The 22295-nt window shown below is 74.0% G+C and carries 18 protein-coding genes; 5 read left to right on the top strand and 13 right to left on the bottom strand.

The genetic code is table 11. The features are described 5' to 3' along the window. Positions 1–146: 146 nt before the first annotated feature. Positions 147–716, bottom strand: coding sequence for a helix-turn-helix domain-containing protein (locus AB0J88_RS04105; protein ID WP_364357538.1), 570 nt, complete (start codon positions 714–716; stop codon positions 147–149). A gap of 48 nt (positions 717–764) precedes the next feature. On the opposite strand from AB0J88_RS04105, the gene AB0J88_RS04100 reads away from it, so the two are divergent. After that, a complete protein-coding gene (locus AB0J88_RS04100) occupies positions 765–1715 on the top strand; it encodes a zinc-binding dehydrogenase (protein WP_364357541.1) in 951 nt (316 codons plus the stop codon). Here the strand turns inward: AB0J88_RS04100 and AB0J88_RS04095 are convergent. Genes AB0J88_RS04095 through AB0J88_RS04085 form a run of 3 tightly spaced genes read right to left on the bottom strand, consistent with a single transcriptional unit; the run spans position 1712 to position 4147 of the window. Next, positions 1712–2818: an FHA domain-containing protein gene (locus AB0J88_RS04095; protein ID WP_364357544.1), complete on the bottom strand. Its 1107-nt coding sequence runs from the start codon at positions 2816–2818 to the stop codon at positions 1712–1714. The genes AB0J88_RS04100 and AB0J88_RS04095 overlap by 4 nt on opposite strands. Further along, positions 2815–3108 carry a 4a-hydroxytetrahydrobiopterin dehydratase gene (locus tag AB0J88_RS04090; protein ID WP_364357547.1) on the bottom strand — a complete coding sequence of 98 codons (294 nt, stop codon included), beginning with the start codon at positions 3106–3108 and terminating at the stop codon, positions 2815–2817. The genes AB0J88_RS04095 and AB0J88_RS04090 overlap by 4 nt, the downstream gene beginning before the upstream one ends. A 52-nt stretch (positions 3109–3160) precedes the next feature. After that, a complete protein-coding gene (locus AB0J88_RS04085; RefSeq protein ID WP_364357550.1) occupies positions 3161–4147 on the bottom strand; it encodes a cation diffusion facilitator family transporter in 987 nt (328 codons plus the stop codon). Between the two features lie 81 nt (positions 4148–4228). Between AB0J88_RS04085 and AB0J88_RS04080 the strand changes: the two genes are divergently transcribed. Next, a complete protein-coding gene (locus tag AB0J88_RS04080) occupies positions 4229–4993 on the top strand; it encodes a hypothetical protein (RefSeq protein WP_364357553.1) in 765 nt (254 codons plus the stop codon). Positions 4994–5056: 63 nt separating this feature from the next. On the opposite strand, the gene AB0J88_RS04075 is transcribed toward AB0J88_RS04080, so the two are convergent. The 4 genes from AB0J88_RS04075 to AB0J88_RS04060 all read right to left on the bottom strand — a co-directional run bounded on the left by AB0J88_RS04075 (position 5057) and on the right by AB0J88_RS04060 (position 11388). Further along, positions 5057–6076 carry an acyl-CoA desaturase gene (locus AB0J88_RS04075; RefSeq protein ID WP_364357556.1) on the bottom strand — a complete coding sequence of 340 codons (1020 nt, stop codon included), beginning with the start codon at positions 6074–6076 and terminating at the stop codon, positions 5057–5059. Positions 6077–6166: 90 nt separating this feature from the next. After that, positions 6167–9448, bottom strand: a complete 3282-nt coding sequence (locus AB0J88_RS04070) for a hypothetical protein (RefSeq protein WP_364357559.1) — start codon at positions 9446–9448, stop codon at positions 6167–6169. Positions 9449–9496: 48 nt separating this feature from the next. After that, positions 9497–10540, bottom strand: coding sequence for a 1-acyl-sn-glycerol-3-phosphate acyltransferase (locus AB0J88_RS04065; protein WP_364357562.1), 1044 nt, complete (start codon positions 10538–10540; stop codon positions 9497–9499). Continuing rightward, entirely contained in the window at positions 10540–11388 is an 849-nt protein-coding gene (locus tag AB0J88_RS04060; protein ID WP_364357565.1) for a patatin-like phospholipase family protein, read from the bottom strand. The genes AB0J88_RS04065 and AB0J88_RS04060 overlap by 1 nt, the downstream gene beginning before the upstream one ends. A 108-nt stretch (positions 11389–11496) precedes the next feature. On the opposite strand from AB0J88_RS04060, the gene AB0J88_RS04055 reads away from it, so the two are divergent. Then, positions 11497–12810 carry a serine/threonine-protein kinase gene (locus AB0J88_RS04055; protein WP_364357568.1) on the top strand — a complete coding sequence of 438 codons (1314 nt, stop codon included), beginning with the start codon at positions 11497–11499 and terminating at the stop codon, positions 12808–12810. On the opposite strand, the gene AB0J88_RS04050 is transcribed toward AB0J88_RS04055, so the two are convergent. Then, entirely contained in the window at positions 12775–14046 is a 1272-nt protein-coding gene (locus tag AB0J88_RS04050) for an ABC transporter ATP-binding protein (protein WP_364357571.1), read from the bottom strand. The genes AB0J88_RS04055 and AB0J88_RS04050 overlap by 36 nt on opposite strands. A 142-nt stretch (positions 14047–14188) precedes the next feature. Between AB0J88_RS04050 and AB0J88_RS04045 the strand changes: the two genes are divergently transcribed. Together AB0J88_RS04045 and AB0J88_RS04040 are read left to right on the top strand one after the other, a co-directional pair. Next, positions 14189–15490, top strand: a complete 1302-nt coding sequence (locus tag AB0J88_RS04045; RefSeq protein WP_364357574.1) for a sensor histidine kinase — start codon at positions 14189–14191, stop codon at positions 15488–15490. Then, the gene (locus AB0J88_RS04040) at positions 15487–16134 is read left to right on the top strand and encodes a response regulator transcription factor (RefSeq protein WP_364357903.1); all 648 of its coding nucleotides are present in this window, start codon (positions 15487–15489) and stop codon (positions 16132–16134) included. Before AB0J88_RS04045 ends, AB0J88_RS04040 begins: the two co-directional genes overlap by 4 nt. On the opposite strand, the gene AB0J88_RS04035 is transcribed toward AB0J88_RS04040, so the two are convergent. From AB0J88_RS04035 to AB0J88_RS04020, 4 genes are all read right to left on the bottom strand, one after another. After that, on the bottom strand, positions 16128–16934 hold the full coding sequence (locus AB0J88_RS04035) for a hypothetical protein (RefSeq protein WP_364357577.1): 807 nt from the start codon (positions 16932–16934) through the stop codon (positions 16128–16130). The two genes, AB0J88_RS04040 and AB0J88_RS04035, sit on opposite strands and share 7 nt — an antisense overlap. A 42-nt stretch (positions 16935–16976) precedes the next feature. Beyond that, the gene (locus AB0J88_RS04030; RefSeq protein ID WP_239083594.1) at positions 16977–17132 is read right to left on the bottom strand and encodes a hypothetical protein; all 156 of its coding nucleotides are present in this window, start codon (positions 17130–17132) and stop codon (positions 16977–16979) included. A 70-nt stretch (positions 17133–17202) separates the two neighbouring features. Beyond that, on the bottom strand, positions 17203–20586 hold the full coding sequence (locus AB0J88_RS04025) for a cyclic nucleotide-binding protein (protein ID WP_364357580.1): 3384 nt from the start codon (positions 20584–20586) through the stop codon (positions 17203–17205). Between the two features lie 203 nt (positions 20587–20789). Further along, the gene (locus AB0J88_RS04020; RefSeq protein ID WP_364357583.1) at positions 20790–22295 is read right to left on the bottom strand and encodes a trypsin-like peptidase domain-containing protein; all 1506 of its coding nucleotides are present in this window, start codon (positions 22293–22295) and stop codon (positions 20790–20792) included.

The following is a 22295-nucleotide window of genomic DNA, read 5'->3' as shown; positions in this document are numbered from 1 at the left end:
CCGAATCTGCGAAACGCCCCTGGTAGCCCCGGGGGCGTTTCGTTTGCACGGATCAGGCCGGCCGCCGCCGGACGCGCCGGCTATGGCCGGTCAGCCGGCCTCCACCGGACACGCCCGCTGGCGCCGGTCAAGCCGGCAGCCGCCGATCAAGCGTGGAATGCGCGGATCGCGAGGGCGGCGAAGCGCCGGGAGGCGGCCACCCGCGCAGTGGTGGACATGGCGTCGAGGCCACCGTTGGCCCGCAGCACGAGGACGAGATCGTCGAGGGTGAAGTCCGGCGACAGCTGGCCGGTGGCCTTGGCGCGGCGGGCGAGCTCGGCGAGCGAGACCAACGCCCGCTCCCGCCGCGCCGCGAGGTCCATCGCGCCTGGAAAGGCCGCCGCGAACGACGCCGCGAAGCCCCGGTGCCGGGCGTGCAGTTCGCAGAGCTTCTCGATGACGACGCGCAGGCCCTGCCATGGATCCGGGTTCGCGAGGCCTTCGTCGACGATGTCCTGGCAGGCCCGCATCTGCTCGGCGAAGGCCTCGGTGGCCAGCGCCTGCTTGGTCGGGAAGTGGCGATAGAGGGTGGCGGGGCCGACCCCGGCGCGCCGGGCGATCGCGCGCATCGGCACGTCCAGGCCCTTCGCGGCGAACACCGCCCGCGCCGCATCGAGGATGCGCTCGCGGTTGTCGCGGGCGTCCGACCGCAGGGTCTGAGTCAAAGCGCTGGCCACTCTCTCACTTTAGCTAAACGGACGCCGGCGTCCGTTAGCGTCGCCACGATGAAGGCAGTTGCGATCAAGGAGTTCGGCGGCCCCGCAGGGCTGGTCGTCGTCGACGTCTCCGGTCCGGTCCCCGGCCCAGGACAGGTGCTCGTCGCCACCGAGGCGATCGGCGTGGGCGGTGTCGACGTCATGATCAGAAGCGGAGCGATCCCCGGCATTCGAGAAGGCCACATCCCCGGCGGCGAAGTGGCGGGCACCGTGACCGCGGTGGGCGACGGCGTCGACCGCGCACTGGTCGGGCAGCGGGTGTGGGCCTTCACCGGCACCGGCGGCGGCTACGTCGAGCAGGCGATCGCGGCCGCCGGAGACGTCGTGTCCCTGCCCGCGGGGCTCTCCGCCGTCGACGCCGTGACGCTCGGCAGCGCCGGGGTCGTGGCCCACTTCGGTCTCGCCCACGCGCACTTCTCGCCGGGCGAGGCCGTCCTCGTGCGTGGCGCGGCCGGCAGCATCGGGATCATGACGGTCCAGCTGGCGTCCCGTGGCCGAGCGGGCGCCGTAACGGTCACCACGTCGTCCGCGGAGCGCGGCCGCCGGCTTCGCGACCTCGGCGCGACCCACGTGCTGGATCGCTCCGGAGCGGGAGGGCCGGCGGGTTACGACGTCATCATCGACGTCGTAGCCGGGGAGCACATGCCGTCGTTCATCGACCGGCTCAACCCCAACGGCCGGCTCGTGATGGTCGGAGCGGTCGGCGGCCAACCCCCGGCGGACTTCGGCACGACGTTGACGCGCGCGTTCCAGCGCTCGTTGTCCTTCGCGACCTACAGCGCCGCGACGACCCCGCAGTCGGCCCGGCGGGCGGTGCGCACGGGGCAGTTCGCCGCTGCGGCCCGTGGCGAGCTCCGACCGGTGGTGCACGAGGTGCTGCGCCTGGACCAGGCGGTGCTGGCGCACCAGAAGATGGACGCCGGCGAGGTCTTCGGCCGGATTGTGCTGACCGTGCCTTAGCGGTCCAGGGCGCGCATCGTCGTCGTCGGGGCCTCGGCCATGACCGAGAGCGGGTTGGTGACGCCGCCCGTGGTCCACGTGCGCGAGCGGGCGACCTGGACGCCCGGGAAGAGCTCGATCACGTCGCCCATGGCGAGGGCGCGGCTCTGCGACTTGAGCGTCAGCCGGTTGTCGTCGTCGATCGAGCCGCCGGGCCGCACGCCGGTGCCGTTGGTGCTCACGTCCTGCGCCACCAGGTCGCTGCCGTGCAGCTCGAAGCGCACGTGGTTGCGGCTGATCCAGCGGCGGGCCTCGTCGGTCAGCCACTGGCCGAGCATCACACCGCGGTCGGGGGCGCGGCCCACGACCACCGGCTGGTCGGCGGCGACCACGAAGCGCTGCCGGACCACGCCGCCGACCCGGGCGGACAGGACCTCGACGCGGGGGCGCGGGCCGCCGTCGCCGAGGCGCTGCTCGTGCCGGGGGCAGGTGGGCACGCCGGTGCGCAGGGTCGGCGGAGGCTGGCCACCGGGGCGGCCCGCCGGCCTGGCGCCGTAGGACGAGCAGCCCGGCTCGGGGCATCGCCACAGGCGGGACAGCAGCTTCATGCCGGCCGGTGACGGGTCGGCGTTGCCGGGTTGGGCGCCGCCGCCGACCCGGGCGATCAGCGTCGGGCCGCCGGGGCCGGTGACCGGGGCGAGCAGCCGGCCCGGCTGGGCCAGCCAGCCGTAGCGCTGCCGCGCGCCGTCGAACCGGTTGCGGCTCAGCACCGGCAGGCCGAGCAGCTCGGCGACCTCGAGCAGCCGGTCAGCCGGGTCGCGGAGCACCTCGATGCGGCCGTCGTCGGCCCAGCGGCGGACCACCATGCGCTCGTTGGAGGTCAGGTCGGCGTCGGAGATCAGTGCGCGCGGCGCGATCACGTAGACCGGGACGTTCTCCTCCTCGACCTGGCGACCCAGCGCGTCGACCGCGATGCCGAGCCGCAGGAGGGTCGCCGGACGGCCGCCGTCGAGGTCGACGAAGCGGCTGACCTCGCCCAGGTCGACGACCGCGCGGGCCAGCGCCGGGTCAAGGCAGAGCCGGCTCTCGATCGCGTCGAGCACGCGGCTGATCTCGAACCTCATGCCGCTTCCCGCACGATCGTGTCGATGCGGCGGGCCAGGTCGAGGTCTTTGGCCGTCACGCCGCCGGCGGAGTGGGTGCTCAGCGTGAACCGCAGGCGCCGCCACCGGATGTCGATGTCGGGGTGGTGGTCGAGCTCCTCCGCCACCTCGGCGACGCGGTCGACGACCGCGATCGCACCTGGGAAGCTGGCCAGCTCCGCGTCGCGGCTGATCCCCGTGGGGTCACCCGCCCAACCGTCGAGCTCGGCCAGCGCCGTCCGCAGTTCGTCGGCGCCCAACACCTCTGCCACGGGACAGACCCTACCTGGCTCGGGCACGGGCGCAATGCCCGTTACGAGCGGCTTACGGGCGGTGGTGATGGGCCACCACCGCATGGTGGTCGGCGCCGTCGCGTGCCCTCGGGTCGGCGTGCACCAGCGCCCACGCCAGCCGGGGTACGGCGTGCAGCAGCCGATGTTCGGCCACCACCGCGATGTCGTGCGCGGCCACCACGTCGAGCCGCTCGTCGACCACGATCTCGCACTCGGCCCGCAGCCGGTGGCCGATCCAGCGCAGCCGCGCGGTGCCGACGTCGAGCACGCCGGCGGTCTCGCGCAGCGTCCGTTCGACGGTGTCGACCAGGTGGGGGTCGACGGCGTCCATCAACCGCCGGTACACCTGCCGGGCCGCGCCGGCCAGCACCAGCAGGATCGCGGCGGTGATCAGCAGGCCGACGACCGGGTCCGCCCAGCGCCAGCCGAGCGCCAGGCCACCGGCCCCGAGCAGCACGCCGAGCGAGGTGAACCCGTCCGTGCGCGCGTGCAGCCCGTCGGCGACCAGCGCGGCCGAGCCGATCCGCCGGCCGACCCGGATCCGGTACTGCGCGACCACCTCGTTGCCGAGAAAGCCCAGCACCCCGGCCACGGCGACCGCGGGCAGGTGGTCGACGTCGGCCGGGTGCAGCAGCCGGCGGATCGCCTCCACCGCGGCCAGCACGGCGGACGCCGCGATGAACAGCACGATCACGACGCCGGCGAGGTCCTCGGCCCGCCCGTAGCCGTACGTGTAGCGCCGGTTCGGCGGCCGCCGCCCGACCACGAACGCGATGAACAGCGGCACCGCGGTCAGCGCGTCCGCGACGTTGTGCAGGGTGTCGCCGAGCAGCGCGACCGAGCCCGACCAGACGACGACCACCGCTTGCAGCGCGGCGGTCACCGTGAGCACGGCGAGCGAGACCCAGACCGCGCGGATTCCCGCCCGGCTGGTCTCCAGCTCGCGGTCGACCTGGTCGGCGGTGTCGTGCGAGTGCGGACGCAACGCGTGCCGCAGCCGGTGCAAACGCCGTCCCATGCGCTCATCATGGCCCCACGACCGACCTGTTGGCGCTTGATCGACGTTTGCCGCTGGGGTGGATCGGGCACGTTTGCCCGCATGCGGATACGACTTGCGACCACCGGGCTCGGCGTGTTCGCCGCGCTCTGCATCGGACTCGTCGGGTGCGGCAACACCACCGCCCCGGGCGCTTCGGCCACCCCGTCGGCCGGCGCGACGGAGGCGTCGCCGCCGAGCACGGCGACCGCGGAGCTCACCGCGGCCGCGCAGAAGCTGAACGACGACACCGTCAAGGTCACCCTGGAGTCCTCGACGGTCACCAGCACCGGCAACCTCGACCCGAAGGCCGACAAGGCCACCATGACGGTACGGGTCGGCAACAGCTCGAACATCGACCTGCGCTCGATCGGCGAGGACGCCTGGCTGCAGGCGACCGGTGTGCCGGGCGTCGAGCCGGGCAAGTGGCTGCACATCGACGGCGCCCGACTGGCCGGCACGACCTTCGACGCGTTGCCCGACGGTGACGCGGCCGGCGCCGGCAAGTTCGTCGAGCGGATGGCCGACGTGACCAAGTCGGGCGACGGCTCCTACCAGGGCACCATCGACCTGACCAAGGTCGCCGGCAGCGGCGTCTCCGTCGACGTGCTGGGCGGCAAGGGCAACGCCGTGCCGTTCACCGCCGCGGTCGACGACTCGGGCCGGCTGACCGAACTGACCCTCGACCTCAGCTCGATCGACCCGCAGCTAGGCCGGATGACCACCACGTACTCGGACTTCGGCGCGCCGGTCACGGTCGCCGAGCCGCCGGCCGCCCAGGTGGTCGAGGCCCCGGAGTCGCTGCTCCAGGCCCTCGGCGCCAAGTAAGGCCTTCCTCTCCCCCTCCCGTACCCCCACCGGCGCCCCCGCTCCGGTGGGGGTACGGGCCGTTCACCTGGCGACGTTGTGCATGTAGGTCAGCGCCTGCCGGTACGACTCGACCATCCCGGCCCAGTGGTAGGGGATGTTGTGCTCGGCGCAGTACGCCCGGACGATCGGCGCCGCCCGGCGCAGGTTGGCCCGCGGCATGCTCGGGAACAGGTGGTGCTCGACCTGGTAGTTGAGCCCGCCGAGCGTCACGTCGACCCACTTGCCGCCGAGCACGTTGCGTGAGGTGAGCACCTGCTTGCGCAGGAAGTCGAGCTCGTCGGCCGCGGTCAGCACCGGCATGCCCTTGTGGTTGGGCGCGAACGACATGCCCATGTAGACGCCCCAGAGGCCCTGGTGCACGGCCATGAAGGCGAGCGCCTTGCCGGGCGGCAGCACGGCGAACACCAGCGCGAGGTAGCCGACGGTGTGCATGATCAGCAACAGCGCCTCGGTGCGGCGGTGCCGCATAGGCACGTCGAACAGTGCCTTGATGCTCGACACGTGCAGGTTGAGGCCCTCGAGGGTGAGCAGCGGGAAGAACAGCCGCGCCTGGTTGCGGGCCATCCAGCGGCCCCAGCCGGTGCGCTTCGCGGCCTGCTTCTCGGTCCATACGATGACGCCCTCGCCGACGTCCGGGTCGTGGTCCTCGTGGTTCGGGTTCGCGTGGTGCCGGTTGTGCTTGTCGATCCACCAGCCGAAGCTGAGCCCGGTCGCCAGGTTGCCGACTGTCAGCCCGGCGATCTCGGCGGCCCGCCGGCTGCGGAACATCTGCTTGTGCCCGGCGTCGTGGCCGAGGAAGGCGACCTGGGTGGTGGCGATCGCGCATAGGGCGGCGACGGCCAGGGTCCACCACGAGTTGCCGACGAAGACGAACGTCACCCAGGAGCCGGCGAAGAGCAGGGCGGTCAGGCCTATCGTCACCGCGTACCGGCCGGGCCGGCGCCGCATCAGACCGGCCGCGGCGATCTCGCGGGAGAGTCGGGCGTAGTCACTGCCGCGTTGTTCTGTGGCCCGGGGGCGTTCCTGGGCGATCACTGTCATGGGACCAGCCTCCCGGTCGGCGGGCTCCGGAACGAGCCCGTGATCCCCCGAACCCATGGTGGTGCCAACCCCACCATGGCGTCGTCACGCTCAGGTCATCCGGCCCAGGGCACCCCGCACTTTGCGCAGGTCACGGAGCCTGCGCTCATAGGTCATCGCCACCGCGATCAAGATCAAACCACCACCGGCGAGGTACGCCCAGCGCGGCAGCAGGTCCCACACCGCCAGCTCGTGGAGGGTCAGCACGACCAGCGTGAGCCCGCTCGCGACGACCGGCGCCTGCCAGCGACGGTGCGCGCCGAGGAGCACGATCGCCACCGCTCCGGCACCGAGCAGCAGCCGCCGCTCGATCTGGCCGCCGGCCACCAGCACCGCCGCGAGGCTCGGCAGAAGCGCGGCGGCGAGGCCCGGCCCGAGGGCGAGCCAACTGCCGAGCCGCGGGTTGCGGCGCAGGCTCAGGTAGCCGGCACCGAGGGCGAGGGCCGCCGCGGGCAGCGTGTACGCCTCGCGCAGCGCGACCTCCCAGGTGACCAGCAGGAACCACCAGGCGAGAAGCTCGCTGCCACCGGCCGCGAAGGCGAGCGGCAGCCGGGCGCGCTCGCCGGGCAGGACGGCCCGGACGGCGAGCACCGCGCCCCAGGCGGTCGCCACCCCCGCCGCCATAGCGACGTCGCCCCATGCCAGCAGCAGCGCCGGCACCACCGCGACGTGGCCCACCGCGTCGACGGCCGGGCCCTCGATGCCGTCCCGATGGCGGCGCAGCAGGTAGCCGAGGCCAAGCGCGACCGCACCGACCCCGAGGACCGGGAAGGACGCCTGGCGCAGCGGAAGATCCGCGGCCAGCACCGCCGCGACGGCGAACCCGGAGGCCGACATGATCGCGGCCAGCCAGCCGGCGATCCGCGCGGCGACCGCACCGCCGGCGGCACCGGCGAAGGCGCCGGCCGTGATCACCGCGCCGAAACCGGCGAGGGTCGCGGCGGGCGTCGGCAGCAGGCCGGAGAGCCCCGCCCCGACGAGCAACAGGCCCGGCACCGCGGCGACGCCGGCCTTGGGCCGGACGGCGGCCGCGATCCCGAAGGCCAGGCCCGCGGCGAGCGTGACCGCCGGCAGGACCGGCCACGGCGCACTGGCCACCACCAGCACGGCAAGCACCCCGCACGCGCCGAGGAACGCCGCGATCAGCCCGCTGCTCCGGACCAACTTGCCATCGTCGTCGGGCTTGTGCACGAGCGTGGCCAGGCATGCGGCCGCGAGGATCAGCAGGGTTGCCGCCGGGCCGGCGGTGACGTCGATGGTGCCCGACGGCAGGCCGACGCCCGCCGGCGCGCCCGTCCACGCCTTCTCCCACCAGCCGTAGGGCGCGAACAGCGGCACGATCACGGCGAGCGCCGCCAGGACGGTCGCCAGCAGCACCAACGGCACGGCCGCCAGGCCGGCCACGAGCCGAGGCATCCCTCGCAGACCCGCGGCCGCGACGGCCAGCGCCAGCACCGCGATCGCCGGGTAGACGCCGGCCGGCTCGGTCAGCGCGGACAAGGGCGGCCAGATGCCGGCCACGAGGGCACCGACGGCCAGCGCGCCGACCCCCGCGGGTGCGTAGCGGACGAACCGCTCTCGAAGGGCGAACACCAGCGTCGCGGCCAGCGGCACCGCGAGGGCGGCCAGGCCCGCGCGGGCCGGCCAGGCACCGCCCGCACCGGTGGCGTACACGGTCGCGGCGACCGCCGCCGGCACCGCAGCCAGGCCCGCACCGCACCACCACACCGCGGGCCGCCGGCCCCGGACGGCGGCAGCGCACCCCAGCAGCGCCAGCGCACCGAACGCCGCCGCCGTCGACCAGGGCCGGGCCAGGCCGACCACCACGGCGTGGCCGGTCAGCAGCGCCGCTGCCGCGCTCGGCTCCCAGCCCGGGCGGTCCACGAGCAGCAGCACCGCCGCGATCGCCAGGCCAAGGGCGGAGATCGCCCACCAGGGCAGCGCGAGGTCGGTGGGCAGCGCGAGCACCACCAGCACGCCACCGCCGCTCAGGGCCGCCCGGCGCCAGTCGGCCGGCACCAGCAGCGCCAGCGCGACGGTGCCGAGCGCCAGCCCAACGGGCAGTTGCCAGTCCGGCAGCCAATCCCGGTCGAGCACGGCGTCGGCGGTGAACGGCGGCAGCGAAGCGTCCATCGTGGCCAGCGCCACGAATCCCGCCATCGTCGCGACGAGCAGCAGGTACGCGCCGGCGGTGAGCAGCGCGCCGGCGCGGGCGGCCGGCAGCCGGACCGCGGCCAGCGCGATCGCCAACACCGTCGCGGCCGCGACGAACAGCGAGACGTGGTCGCTGAGCTCGATGACGGGCCGCAGCACCGCGACCGCCACGGCCGGCGGCACGGTGACCGCACCCGCGACCGTGAGCCAGCGGACCCGGCCGACGATGCCGGCCGCCACCAGCAGCGCCGCCACCAACAGCACCGGCAGGCCGGTCAGCAGGGCCGGGGTGTCACCGCTGACGAAGAACACCACGAGCGCGCACATCCCCGATGCGATCTGTGCGCACCCGTAGCCGACCCAACCCAACACCCGGGTCGCCAGGCCGCCGGCCCGGACGAGCACCAGGTCGACGGCCGCCGTGGCGCCGAAGGCGAGCGCCCAGCCGCCCGCCGGGGCATCCAGCCACGACGCGAGCAGCGGCAGCAGCGGTTGGACGGCCACCAACGCGGCCAGCCGGGGCGCGTGCAGGCCGGTCAGCCGCCCGTAACCCACACCGGCCGCGGCCGTCACCACGCAGACCAGGGCCGCGTACAACGCACCGTCGAGACCGCCGAAGCCGAGCAGGTCCGAGTACCAGGCGGCGTAGCCGTCGAGCACGAGCAGCAGCATGCCGAGCGCCGCGAAGGTCTCCGCCGTCGAGCGCAGGCCACGCCACGCGGCCAGCGGCGGCACGGCGAGCACGAGCGCGGTGACCACGGCCAGACTCACCGCCCGGCCCGTCTCGCCGTAGGTCCAGGCCACGCCGGTGAAGATGATGGCGGCGGCGCCGAACAGCAGGCCGCCGAGGGTGAACAGGACGTTCTGGGCCGCACGCGGGCTCGTCTCAGGCCTGGCCGGCGGCGGTGGCCCTGGCGGCGCGGCGACCGGAGCCGCCGCCGCGAAGGCCGCCGCCCGGACCCGCCCGGCCGCCTCGTCCCGCTGCCGGTGGGCGGCCGCGAGCCGGGACGAAAGGTCGGCGTAGGCCTGGCGGGCCTGCTCGACCGCCACGGCCAGCGTCGCGATCTCGTGGTTGAGGCGCACGACCTCCGCCGCGTCGCGATCGGGGCCTCGGCCGCAGCCGGGGCAGCCGGTCTCCGACGAAGCGGGCGTCTGGCAGAACGGGCAGGGATAGCTCACGCACAGCATCCTGTCCGGTTCGACGCCCGGGCAGGAGAGTGCGCGTACTCAGGTCGCTGTCAGGTGGTGCTCAGGCGGCGCGGCCACCACGGGCCGGTTCTCCTCGATCCACGCGTCGATCTTCGCCCACCAGTCGTACAGCCATTCGATGCGCTGTTCGCGCCCGCGCGGCACCTCCTCCGGCGGGACCGACCAGAACCGCATGGTGATCTGCTTGTCCATCGGCAGCTCGCGCCAGACGTCGCTGACGGTGAGCATCCGGTCGAGGCCCGTGTGCGCCACGAAGATCACGCCCGCGTCGGGTGCGGCGTCCAGGGCGGCCAGCAGCCCGCCGGGCCGTGGCGCGAGCACGTTGCGCATCTTCTCGGCCTTCGCCGCCATCCGGTGGAGCCCGCGTGAGCGCAGCAGCTCGATCGCCCGGATCCGGCGGCGCGGCGTGAAGTTGCCGCCCTCCGGGAAGATCACGAAGGCGTCGTTCTCGTCGAGGCCGACCGCGAGGTTGCCGACCAGCTTCTCCAGCCCGTCGGGGTCGCGCTGCGGCGCGATGAACCGGTTGGGCAGGCGGTTGAGCATCACGTCGACCGCCGGGTCCCACTGCAGGCTGTCCTTCAGGACGATCCGCGGCTCGCGGTCGAACCAGTTGACCAGCGCGTGCACCAGCACGAACGAGTCACCGGGTCCGGCGTGCCGGCAGACGACGAGCTCGGGCCGCCCGGGCTGCGCGGTGTCCGGGTCGCTGCCGGCGATGTCGAGCCGCAGCTTGAGCGTCCATCGCGCTTGAGCGAAGAGGAACCGCAGGAACGCACCGGTGAGTACGTAGTGCGCGCGCTGGAAGGCGGGCGAGCGCACCTTCCAGCCGAAGCCGGAACCGACCCACAGCGCGAACATCGTGATCAGGGCGACCGCGTCCCAGACGACGTAGACGGTGCCGAGCCAGATGACGCGCAGCGGGCGCAGCCGGCCGGGCACGAGCGGCGACGCCGCGGCGGCCAGGAGCAGCCACGCCGGCAGCGTGGCCAGCAGCACCAGCGCGAACAGGACGACCAGGGGCGCCAGCACGATCCGGCGCAGCCAGAGCGGCGGGGGCGGCATCAGTCGTCGTCCCGCCCGGCCCGCGGGTGCTGGGCCAGATAGCGACGGGAAGCCGTGTAGGCGCGGCTGATCCGCCGGCCGACCGCCGCCATGTCGCGGTAGGCCCAGGGCGTGTCGTCTCGGGGCTCGAGGCCCCCCGTGGGAAGCACGTGCACCTGTACATCGTCGGTCAAGGCCGCCACCTCGCGGGCGAAACGGTGCCGACGGGCGATCTCGAATGCCACCTGGGCCACCTCCCACGGACGGCGCGGAGGTGTCAGCGGGCGCTCGATCCGCCCGACCTGGAGCACGAAGATGTGTCGCGCCCCACTGCTGACCGCCTCGCCGATGGGGATGGAGTTCACGATCCCGCCGTCGACGTAGTGCTCGTCGCCGATCCGGGCCGGCGGCAGCAGTCCCGGCACGGACGCACTGGCCAGCACCGCGTCGACCAGCGGACCACTGGAGAACCAGTGCTCGGCGGCGCGCTCGATGCTCGCCGCGCAGCACCGGAACGGCACCTTGAGCTCCTCGAACGTGGCGTCCTCGCCGAGTTCGCGCTCCAGCAGCCGGCGCAACGGTCGGGGTGAGTGCAGGTGCGTGCGCGCGGCGAACCGACGCAGCTGCCGGGCCACGGAGTCGCCGTACACCTCGCTGGCCTCCGGGCTCGCCCAGAGCCGCACCAGCCGGTCGGTGACCGCCTCGGTCGGGTCGGCGGCCACCATCGCGCCGTTGACCGCGCCGATCGAGGTGCCGATGACGATGTCGGGTTTGATGTCGGCGCGGAACAGCGCCCGCAGCATGCCGACCTCGACGGCACCCAGCACTCCGCCGCCACCCAGCACGAACGCCACTCGACCCGCACCCACGGCTCCATCCTGGCACGAGGGCGGCGACCCTTCCGGTTGACAAGCCACCCGGGCATCGCCGAGATTGAATCCATTCCCCACGCCAGACTGCCGGTAGGTGTCGACCGTATGTCCACGCTCACCCCGGGTGCCCTCCTTGCCCGTCGTTATCGGCTGATCGACCGGGTCGGCGCGGGCGGCATGTCGGTGATCTGGCGAGCCCGCGACGAGGTGCTCGACCGGACCGTGGCGGTCAAGGTGCTCGCCGCCTCGCTCGCGGCCGACGCCCGGTTCCGCGACCTGGTCCGCGACGAGGCCCGCGCCGCCGCGCAGCTCGTGCACCCGCACGTCGCGACCGTGCACGACTACGCCGAGACCGTCGCGCCGGACGGCACGGTCACCGCGTTCGTGGTGTTCGAGCTGCTCACCGGCGAGGAGCTGGAGGCCCGGCTGACCGAGGGTCCGTTGCCCTGGCTCGACGCGGTGCGGGTGTGCGCCGAGGTGGCCGAGGCGCTCGCCGCCGCGCACCGGCTGGGGATCGTGCACCGCGACGTCACGCCGGCCAACGTGATGATGACCCCGACGGGCGCGAAGGTGCTCGACTTCGGGATCGCCACCCGGGTCGGTGCGCCGGACGACGACGCCGAGGGCGAGACCTTCGGCACGCCGGCGTACGTCGCACCGGAGCGCCTCGACGGCACCCCGGCCCAGCCCGCGACCGACAGCTACGCGCTCGGCGTGCTGCTCTACGAGACGCTGACCGGGCACGTGCCGGTGCCGGCCGACACCTGGGAGGAGCTGACGCGGGCCTGGTCCACCGGGCTCGCTCCGGCGCCGCCCGACGTGCCCGGGCTGCCGCCCGCGGTGGCCGAGCTCTGCATGCGGTGCCTGGCCCGCGACCCGCTGTCCCGGCCGACGGCGCACGCCGCGGCGGCCGAGCTACGTGCGGCGATCGCGCCGCCCGCCGCTACCCCACCGCCGGCCCCGGCCCTCGGCCCGGCCCCGGCACCGCGCCGCGGCCGGCTCCTGGTCGCGGCCGCGGTCGCTGCCGTGCTGCTGCTGGCCACCGCCGTTCTGGTGCCGCTGCTCCACGAGGACCCGTCGTCACCCGACGGCGACGTCGTGGCGCGGCCGACCGCCACGCCGTCGTCCGTGGCCGAGCCGCCGGCACCGACGCCGACGGCCGCCGGACCCGTCTCGTTCGGCGAGGCGCTGAGCCGGGTCGACGGCCTCATCACCGAGGGCCAACAGGCCGGTGACATCCGCCAGGACATCGCGACCGACCTGCGCAACCTGCTGCGGCAGCTGGACGCGGAGGAGACCCGGCCCGACCGGGTCAACCAGCTCCGGGAGAAGGTCGCCGTCCGGGCCGGCGAGGGCGCGATCAGCCGGCCGTACGCCGAACGCCTAGACGTCGCGTTGGCCGGCTTCCCGAGCGGCTAGGCGGATCCGCGCCCCTGCCCGGTCGAACAGCAGCAGGCGGTCGATGTCGACGGCGATCCGCAGGGTCTCGGCCAAGCGCGGCACCCCGACCGCCGGCATCCGCAGCACCACCTCACCGATCGGGGGCGGCTCTCCGGGCAGCTCCGGGTCGTACGCCGGATAGAAGCCGTATTCGGTGCGCGCCGCCGCCGGCCGGGGCGCCTCGCGCATCAGGGCGGCGGCCTGCGGCCCGGGCAGCTCCAGCCGGGACCGCTCGGTCGAGGTGGGCAGCGCGCCGGTGTCGACGTGCACCAGTGCCTCGTGCCCGAGGTGCTCGACCTGGCGGACGGTGCCGGACAGCACCGGACCGGTGTGCCCGGCGGGTGCCGGCGTGAGCGCGTCGGCGCGGAGCGCGACCGTGACCCGGTCGGTGTGCCGGGCGCGCACGGGGTGGCCGGCGGGCAGCTCGACCACCTGCGAGCCGAGGTCGATCACGACCCGGTCGCCGTCGGCGTAGACCGCGCCCTCCAGCAGGCTGGTGCGCGGTGTGCCGAGGAACGCGGCGACGAACAGCGTCGCGGGGTCGTTGTAGACCTCCGCCGGCGGACCGACCTGTTGCAGCACCCCGCGGCGCAGCACCGCCACCCGGTCGGCCATGGTCATCGCCTCGGCCTGGTCGTGCGTGACGTAGAGGGTGGTCACGCCGAGCCGGCGGGCCAGCGCCGCCACGTCGGAGCGCAGCTCCGCACGCAGACCGGCGTCCAGGTTGGACAGTGGCTCGTCGAGGAGGAAGCCCTGCGGTCGGCGGATGATCGCCCGCGCCATCGCCACCCGCTGCCGCTCACCACCGGAGAGCGCCCCTGGCAGCTTGCGCAGCAGGCCGGTGATGGCCAACTGCTCGGCGACCTCGTTGACCCGGGCCGCCACGTCGGTCGCGGACTCGTGCCGCACCCGCAGCGGGAAGCCGATGTTCTGCGCGACGGTCAGGTGCGGATAGAGCGCGTAGTCCTGGAAGACCATCGCCAGCCGGCGCTCCCGCGACGGCAGGTGGTCGACCACCCGGCCGTCGAGCAGCACCCGCCCGGCGGTCGGCACCTCGAGCCCCGCGACCAGCCGGAGGATCGTCGACTTGCCGCAGCCGGTCGGCCCGAGCAGTACCAGGAACTCGCCGGGCGCGGCGAGCAGGCTGACCTGGTCGACCGCGACCGTGCCGTCGTCGAAGACCTTGGTCAACTGATCCGTGGCGATGGCCACCACCGCGAACACCTCCCTGTCCGTAATGGTGGTCTTCGATGACCCGCAACACCAGTGCAATCTCGGACGCGTATAGCTGGCTCTACCTCAGGACTAGCGGCAGGCGTAGGGCGTACCCGACGGTCCCGCCGTTAGCGTCGTCGCCATGACCGCGTTGCGTGCTCTGGCCAGACCGACCTTCCTGCGGACCGCGTGGCCCTGGCGTTCGCTGGGCTACCTGATCAGCACGGCCCCGATCGGGTTCGTGGCGATGCTGGTGTTCGGCACCGTCGCGCTCCCCTGGGTGATCGCCGGCGACCGGCTGATCCGGGGCGAGACCAACCTGTCCGGTACGCAACTCGTGCTGCTGGTCTGCGTCGGCACCGTGCTGCTCGGCACGGTCGCGCCGGTCAGCGCCGTCCTCCTGGCCGCCGTGGAGCGGTTCCGGCTCCGCCTGGTCGACGACCGGCCGCTGCCCGGGCTGCCGCCACCCGCGCCCGGCCTGTGGATCCGCTGGCTGGCGGACCGCTACATCGACCCGGCCACCTGGCGGGCGGTGGTCTACGGCTTCGCCCTGAGCTCCGTGGTGCCTCTGGTCTACTTCGTGGCCGGCATCGGCGTGCTGATGGTCGTCGCGCTGATCTCCAGCCCCTTCGTCGTCAGCGCCGGCGACCCGATCACGCTCGGCGCGGCGGCGGTGGACACGCCATCGGAGGCGCTGCCGTACGCGCTGCTCGGTCTGGTCCTGCTGCCCGCCGTGCCGTACCTGTTCGGCGTGGTCGCGGGAGCCCACGGCGCGCTGGCCCGGGTACTGCTCGGCAGCGCCGACGAACAGGCCCGCAGCCGGCTGGCCGAGGTGGTCAGCTCCCGTGCCCGGCTGGTCGACGGCTTCAGCGCCGAGCGCCGGCGGATCGAGCGCGACCTGCACGACGGGGCACAGCAGCGCCTCGTCAGCCTGACCCTGCAGCTCGGGGTGGCCCAGCTCGACCTGCCGCCGGACAGCCCCGCCGCCCGCAGCGTCGGCGTCGCGCACGACCAGGCCAAGCAGCTCATGGCCGAGCTTCGGGAGCTGATCCGCGGCATCCACCCGCAGGTGCTCACCGACAGCGGCCTGGAGGCGGCGGCACGCGAGCTCGCCGACCGCTCGACGGTCCCGGTGACGGTGGCGGTCGACCTGCCGGAGCGGCCGCCGGAGCACGTCGAGTCGACCGCGTACTTCGTCGTCGCCGAGGCCCTGGCCAACGTGGCCAAGCACAGCGGCGCGACGGAGGTCCGGGTCTCCGCGACGCGCGACGGCCGGACGCTGGTCGTCGAGGTCGGCGACAACGGCCAAGGCGGCGCGGAGGCGGGCGACGGCAGCGGGCTGACCGGGCTCGCCGACCGGGTGGCCGCGGTCGGCGGCACGACCCGGCTGTCCAGCCCGGCCGGCGGGCCGACCCTGCTGCGGGTGGAACTGCCGTGGCGGTGATCCGGACCGTGCTGGCCGAGGACGGCACGCTGCTGCGCGAGGGACTGACCGGCATCCTCGACCGCTTCGGCTTCACGGTCACCGCGGTCGGCGACGCGGCCGCCCTCGTGGCCGCCGTCGACGCTGAGGTGCCGGACCTGGTGATCACCGACATCCGGATGCCGCCGGGCTTCACCGACGAGGGCCTGCGGGCCGCGGTCGAGCTGCGCCGCCGCCTTCCCGGGCTGCCGGTGGTGGCCCTCAGCCAGTACGTGCAGGAGAGCTACGCCGCCGAGCTGCTCGACTCGGGGGCCGGCCGAGGCGTGGGCTACCTGCTCAAGGACCGGGTGGTCGACATCGCGGAGTTCATCGCCGCGCTGCGCCAGGTCGCCGCCGGCGGCACGGTGGTCGACCCGCAGGTCGTCTCCCAACTCGTACGCCGCCGGCGCGACCCGCTCGACCAACTGTCCAACCGGGAGCGCGAGGTGCTCCAGCTCGTCGCCGAGGGACACTCCAACGCGGCCATCGCCCGGTTGCTGGTCGTCTCCGAGGCGGCGGTGGGCAAGCACGTCGGCAACATCCTGGCCAAGCTCGACCTGCCGCCCGACGACGACCGCAACCGGCGGGTCGTCGCCGTGCTGACCTATCTGCGCGCCGGTCAGTGATGGACGGTGCGGTCCATCCAGCCGTCGCCGTTGTCGTCGTACATCGTCTTCTCGAAGACGCCGTCGCCGTCCTTGTCGTAGTCGGCGGAGTTGACCAGGCCGTCGCCGTCGGTGTCGTGACCGACGAAGTCGACCCGGCCGTCGCGGTCGTTGTCGACCATGATGTCGACGCCGCCGCCCCGGCCGAGCAGGACGTGCTTGTCCCAGTCGCCGTCACCGTCGACGTCGACCCGGGTGTGGTAGCCCTCGGGCACCACGGAGCTCGGCGTCTCCGGCGCGGCGTGGCCGAGGCCGGCGTGGCCGCCCGCGGGTGCCGGACCGAGGCCCGCGGTCCCTTGCGGGGCCGGACCCATCGCGTCGGTGCCCGTCTCTTGGAGCCCTCGGCCGATCTCGTCGCCGAAGCCGGAGAGGCCGCCCATGCCGCCGTGGGTGCCTTCGGCCTGCGCGTACGGGCCGAAGCTCGCCCCGTCGTAGCCGGCCGGACCCAGGCCCGACGTGCCGGCGGCCGAGCCGAAGCCGCTCGTCGCCGCGTGCCCGAGCCCGGACGTGCCGCCGATCGGGCCGCCGTCGGCGAGCAGCCCGCCCAGCGAGCCGAGCAGGCCGAACGTGCTCGACTGGTTGGCCCGGGTCTCCACCGCGTGCTCGGTCGTCGACTCGCCGCCGACCTGGGTGTGCAGCAGGGCGATCTCGTCGTCGCTCAGCGAATAGCTGGCCAGGGCCAGCCCTGGGTCGGACGCGAGGGCGCTGGCGAACGCCGGGTCGACCACCAACCGCTCCAGCACCTCGTCGAAGTCACTCATCGTTGGCCCCTCCCCATCGACGGCGCTCCTACGGTAGCCCCGTCAGTCGAGCTCCGGCATCGGCACCGGCTGGGGACGCGGCCGGCACGTGCCACATTGCACGGCGTCCTCGACCACGAGCCCTTCGGCGCGGTTGCGGGTCTCCGACCGGTGCACCTCCAGCAGGAACGGACCGAACCGGGCGTGGTCCTCGCACACCCCGCGCCCACAGAACCGGCACGACCCCCGCGCCGACTTAGGACAAAACCAACAGAGCACGAACTCTCCCTTAGCCGATAATCGGTGTGCAAGCAGCGAGAGGCACGGTGATCGTTGCCTCCTTCGACTGTTGTTCAGCTGAATCGAAGATGGTCACCGAGATGAAGACCGAGAAGCGGCCTGACTCAGAGGCCTCCGTGTAGGGCACGGCTACGCGCCCACTGAAGGTCCCACCCTTGCCATCGAGTGAGAAGCCGTCACCCTGCTCGAGCTGGGATATCGACCACGATCCGCTGCCTGATACCGCATCTTCGTCGTCCACCTTGACGACGACCGTGGTCGTGGCGGTGCCTCCGCACGGACCACCCATCGGGTTGGGGTCCGCACTGATGCCCGTGATCACGGGCGGATCATTCGACGGCGGCGAGGTCGGCGGGGTCGTCGGTGGTGTCGTAGTCGGCGGGCGGGTGACGGGTGGGACCGGGTTGTCGCCCGGTTGACCGGCCGGCGGGTTGTCGTCGTCATCGCCATTGCCGTCGTCATCGTCGTCGGTGCCGGCCGGCGGAGTCGGCGTCACGCTCGGCGTGGCCGTGGGCGACGGGAAGTCTGTCGGCGAAGGCTCCTCGCTCGGCGACGGCTCCTCGGTCGGCCCGGCCGGGCGCGGCACCTCGCGACCGTCACCGCAGTCGAGCGCCGCGTCGGTGGCCGGCTGGACCTCGCCGTCGACCCTTACGGAACCGGTGGAGACCATGGTGCCGCCGCCGGCGCTGACCCGGTACCAGGCGGCGTCGTCGTTCGTCAGCCGCACCCCGGCGGCCTCGAGCGACAGGTCCAGCGCCCGGAACGTGCTGCGCGTGCTCGCGGTGTCGACCAGCACCCGCCCGTCGGCCAGCCGCAACGACCCGTGCGGCACCGTGCGCCGGGCACCCTCGCTCCACAGCGGACCGACCGCGACGCCACTGCCGGCACACAGCACGGTCACGGACCCGCCGCGGAAGGTCAGCGTCGCGGAGGACCGGTCCCGCAGGCGCACCTGGTCGCCTTCGGTCACGTACACCTGGCCCCCGGAGCCGAGCTTGAGCTGCTTGCCGTTGACCTGGACGTCCGCGGTGCCCCGCGTGGTCGACAGCAGCGCGCGGTCGGCCGGCATCTCGGCCCAGGCCGGCCCGGGCAGGAAGTTGGTGGCGGTCAGGAACAGCGCGAGCAGCAGGAGCAGGGCGGTCAGCCACCACAGCCGGCGCTCGAAGCGACCGTCGACCGTCTCGTCGATCACGGGCGGCGGCCCGGGCGGCGCGGCCAACGGCGGGTAGCCGCCCGACGGGTGCACGCCGACCTGCGGACCGGCGCCGGCGACCGAGGCGACCACGGCCGGATCGGCACCGAGCAGCAACGGCACGCCGGGAAGCGCGGGCACGGACCACAGCCGGGTGGGCGTGCGCGCGGTCGCGACGACACCGCCCGGCCCGTCGCCGATCGGGCCGATCAGGGTGCCTCGGCGCAGGTCGGTGCCGTCAGGCAGGACCACGGTGCCGGACTCGACGACCACGGCGTCGGTGGCGCCTTGGAGCGAGACGGGCTCGCCGGGCGCGAGCAGGATCGGGCGGGCGGCGGAGACGAGCCCCATCCGGTCCTCCGCGCTGAGCGACTGGAGCGCGGGCGCCTCGGCGAACAGCCGGTCGGCCTGGTCCCACTCGGCCGGCGGCGGCCCCGGCACCGGGCCGATCGCGCGGGACACCGCGGACGGCGGGATGGACAGCAGCGTCGTGCCGGCGGTGTGCCACGCGAGCGCGGCCGGTGCCCCGCTCAGCGCGCTGGCCAGCCCGACCACGCCACCGGCGCCGAGCCGCTGCCGGACCAGGCCGGACGGGTCGTCGGGGCGGCGGGCCTCGACCGCGCCGTCGACCACGACGTAGACGGCACGCTGTGCGGAGCCGGCGAGGACGAGCTGTTGACCGGTGCGCGGGCGGACCCAGGTGGCGGCCGCGGCGAGGTCGCCGAGCGCGGCACCGGGCAGCCGGCCGAGCGCGGACGCCCGCAGTGCGTCGAGCCGGCGCGGCGCGTCGAGGTCGCTGCGGCGCTGGGCGAGCCGGCGGCGCAGCGCGCGAACGCGGCAGGCGAGCCAACCGAACAGGAGGTAGACCAGCGGCGCGGCCAGGCCGCAGATGACGGCGGCGAGCAGGATCCGCGCGGGCCAGCCGGAGCGCCACAGCCCGATGGTCAGCCCGGCGACGCGGTCGGTCCAGATGCGCCAGCCGAGGTTGACCGCGATCGCCACCCACAGCACGGCGACCGTGCCGTAGAGCGCGACGAGCCGGCCCTCGCGGTCGAGCTCCGACCAGCGCGGCGGGCGGCGGCGGAGCCGGCTGACGACGTAGGTGAGGCCCCGGGCGCGCAGGTTCGGGATCTCCAGCCAGTCCATCAGCAGGTAGTAGCCGTCGAGCGCGAGGAAGGGGTTGAGGTTGAACAGGGCGTTGAGGTACCAGGCGAAGGCGAGCTTGAACGTCCACGGCGCGGCTTCGGGCACGAACACGCCGACGAGCCCCGCGATGCCGGCCAGCACCAGTCCGGCGGCCGGACCGGCGGCGGTGGTGGTCATCCGTGCGCGGCGGCCGGCCATCCACACGTCGGTGGTGTCGACGAATACGGACGGGATGCCGAAGTAGACGAGGAAGCCGGCGGCCGGCACCCGACGGCCGGCGTGCTTGGTGGCCAGCGCGTGGCCGAGCTCGTGACAGGCCAGCGCGAGCACGTTGAGGCCGAGCAGGACGGCGGCGCCGGTCGCGTACGAGCCGCCGGTCAGGAAGACCGACTCCTCCCCGTGCCACCAGGTCCAGCCGAAGGCGAGCAGGCCGGCCACGGCGACGACGCCCAGCAGCGCGGCGACGGCCTTGTGGAAGAGGAACCGGCCGCCGGCCCGGTAGAGGAAGCCGACCAGCGGGTCGATGTCGGCGATCACCGTGCGCCGGCCCTGCGCGAAGGCCAGCAGCGTGCGGCCCAGCCGCATCGGCCAGGGGCGACGGTGCACGCGGGCCAGCGGGCGGAACGCGTCGACGGGCAGCTCGGCCAGCATGCGGTTGGCGGCCAGGTCGGCGACCACGCGGGTGACCTGGTCCGGCGCGAGGCGACCACCGATCCGGGCGAACTCGGCGACGAGGCGGGCAACCGTGCGCGTGCCGTCCATCAAGGTCGCGAGCTGCCACTCCTCGGGAGTGAGCCGCAGGTAGCAGGCGGCGCCGCGGTCGTCGGGCGAGCGGAGCATCACGTACGGCACGTCGCGCACCGACACGAGGTCGACCTGCTCGATCCCGGCGCGCAGCACGGGCTTGGCCCGGGCCGGATTGAGCCGCTCGACGACGGCGGCCCACATGCCGGGGTCGTGCGGGCCGACCGGCTGCCCCGGCGCCCGCCCGGCCAGCGCCTCCCACACACTCACCCGGGTCTCGACGACCGTCACGGTGCCCACCCTCCGTCACCCCACCGGGGATGGAGAGTAGGCCGCTCATAGATCGGAATCGACCTCGCGTCCGCTACCCGACACAAGGCGGAGGCGGGTGACACAGCCAACCCCCGAGGGCCGTGTCACCCGCCACCTTGGGAGGAGGACCGTCACCGCGGGTCACGCGGCCTTCGGGTCCCAGGTGTGCGCGTATCTAGCTCTTATGACGCTTCGGTGAGCGTCACGGTTGCGGTGTTTTCCGATCCGTTTCGGGTGTAGGTCAGTTGCACCTGGTCACCCACCTTGTGCGACTGGACCGCGGCCACGAGCTCGTCCGAGGTGTTGATCGCCTGACCGCCGAAGTTGGTCACGATGTCGCCCTGCTGGAGCCCGGCCTTGGCGGCCGCGCTGTTCGCGCTGACGGCGCTCACGAGGGCGCCGTTGCCCTGCTCGGTCTCGGTGACCGAGACACCGAGCGCGGCGTGCGAGACCTTCTCACCGTTGCGCAGGGCGTTGGCGACCTGCTCGGCCTTGGCGCTCGGGATCGCGAAGCCCACGCCGATGCTGCCGTTGCCCTGGCCCGAGGTGGCGATCGCGGTGTTGATGCCGATCACCTCGCCGTTGGTGTTGACCAGCGCGCCACCCGAGTTGCCCGGGTTGATCGGCGCGTCGGTCTGGAGCAGGCCGGACAGCGAGGTCGCGGTCGGCTGCTGGTTGGCGCCACCACCGAACGGGTTCGGCTGCTGCTCCTGCTCGGACTGGGTGCGGATGGTGCGGTCCTTGGCGCTGATGATGCCGGCGGTGACCGAGCCCTGCAGGCCCAGCGGGCTGCCCAGGGCCAGCACGGTGTCGCCGACCTGCACGGCGGCGCTGTCGCCGAACTTCGCCGGGCTCAGGCCCGAGACGTTGTCGGCCTTGACCACCGCGAGGTCGCTCTTCGGGTCGGTGCCGACGACCTTGGCGGTGGCACGCTTGCCGTTGTCGAAGACCACCGTGACGCTGCCGCCGCTGGCGCTGGCCACGACGTGGTTGTTGCTCAGCACGTAGCCGTCGTCGGTCAGGACCACACCGGAGCCCTCACCGCTGCCGGTGGTGATCGAGACGATGCTCGGCTCCACCTTCTGCGCGATCTCGGCGAGCGAGGAGCGGTTGATCACGGGTGCGGCCGCCGCACGGGCGCGTGCGTTGTCGGCGTCGTTGCCGTTGAGCGCGGCGCCGATCACGCCACCGACCAGGCCGGCGCCGAGCAGCAGCACGAGCGCCACCGCGGCCGCGGCGATCCACCGACCGACCTTGTTGGGCCGGCGCGGCCCGGGCGCGTGCTGCTGCCAGGGCTGGCCGGGCGGCGGGCCGCCCGGGCCTCCGGGGCCGACCCATGGGAGCGGCGTGCCGTGCTGCGCGGTGTGGCCCGCCTCGGGCGATCCGGCCGGCTGGTAGCCGCCGTAGCCGGCCGAGGGGTAGCTGTACTGCGGATAGCCCGAGCCGGCCTGCGGGTGGCCCGGCTGCGGGTAGTGCGGTGCCGGCGCCTGCCACGGGCTCTGCGGCTGGTCAGTGGCCGGCGTCCCGGTGACGGGGGTGCCGCTGACCGGCTGGGGGTCGGTGGGGCGTGCGTACTGCTCGGTCGGCTGGTCGGCGCCGAGCGGTCGCGGCTGCTCCGGCGCGGGTACGCTCGTCGGCTCGGTGCCCCGCGCGGGATCGTGCCGGGGGTCGCTTTCGTGCTCGGTCAT

The organism is Asanoa sp. NPDC049475 (assembly GCF_040676915.1).
Classification (GTDB): Bacteria; Actinomycetota; Actinomycetes; order Mycobacteriales; family Micromonosporaceae; genus Asanoa.
The sequence above is the reverse complement of the archived record's forward strand: the minus strand, read 5'-3'. Positions and strand labels throughout refer to the sequence as shown.

What these genes read in the sequence shown, in the direction of transcription:
- AB0J88_RS04100 (WP_364357541.1), top strand. Translation starts at nt 765, where the DNA reads ATGAAGGCAGTTGCGATCAAGGAGTTCGGCGGCCCCGCAGGGCTGGTC.
- AB0J88_RS04095 (WP_364357544.1), bottom strand. Translation starts at nt 2,818, where the DNA reads ATGAGGTTCGAGATCAGCCGCGTGCTCGACGCGATCGAGAGCCGGCTC.
- AB0J88_RS04085 (WP_364357550.1), bottom strand. Translation starts at nt 4,147, where the DNA reads ATGGGACGGCGTTTGCACCGGCTGCGGCACGCGTTGCGTCCGCACTCG.
- AB0J88_RS04080 (WP_364357553.1), top strand. Translation starts at nt 4,229, where the DNA reads ATGCGGATACGACTTGCGACCACCGGGCTCGGCGTGTTCGCCGCGCTC.
- AB0J88_RS04075 (WP_364357556.1), bottom strand. Translation starts at nt 6,076, where the DNA reads ATGACAGTGATCGCCCAGGAACGCCCCCGGGCCACAGAACAACGCGGC.
- AB0J88_RS04065 (WP_364357562.1), bottom strand. Translation starts at nt 10,540, where the DNA reads ATGCCGCCCCCGCCGCTCTGGCTGCGCCGGATCGTGCTGGCGCCCCTG.
- AB0J88_RS04055 (WP_364357568.1), top strand. Translation starts at nt 11,497, where the DNA reads ATGTCCACGCTCACCCCGGGTGCCCTCCTTGCCCGTCGTTATCGGCTG.
- AB0J88_RS04045 (WP_364357574.1), top strand. Translation starts at nt 14,189, where the DNA reads ATGACCGCGTTGCGTGCTCTGGCCAGACCGACCTTCCTGCGGACCGCG.
- AB0J88_RS04035 (WP_364357577.1), bottom strand. Translation starts at nt 16,934, where the DNA reads ATGAGTGACTTCGACGAGGTGCTGGAGCGGTTGGTGGTCGACCCGGCG.
- AB0J88_RS04020 (WP_364357583.1), bottom strand. Translation starts at nt 22,295, where the DNA reads ATGACCGAGCACGAAAGCGACCCCCGGCACGATCCCGCGCGGGGCACC.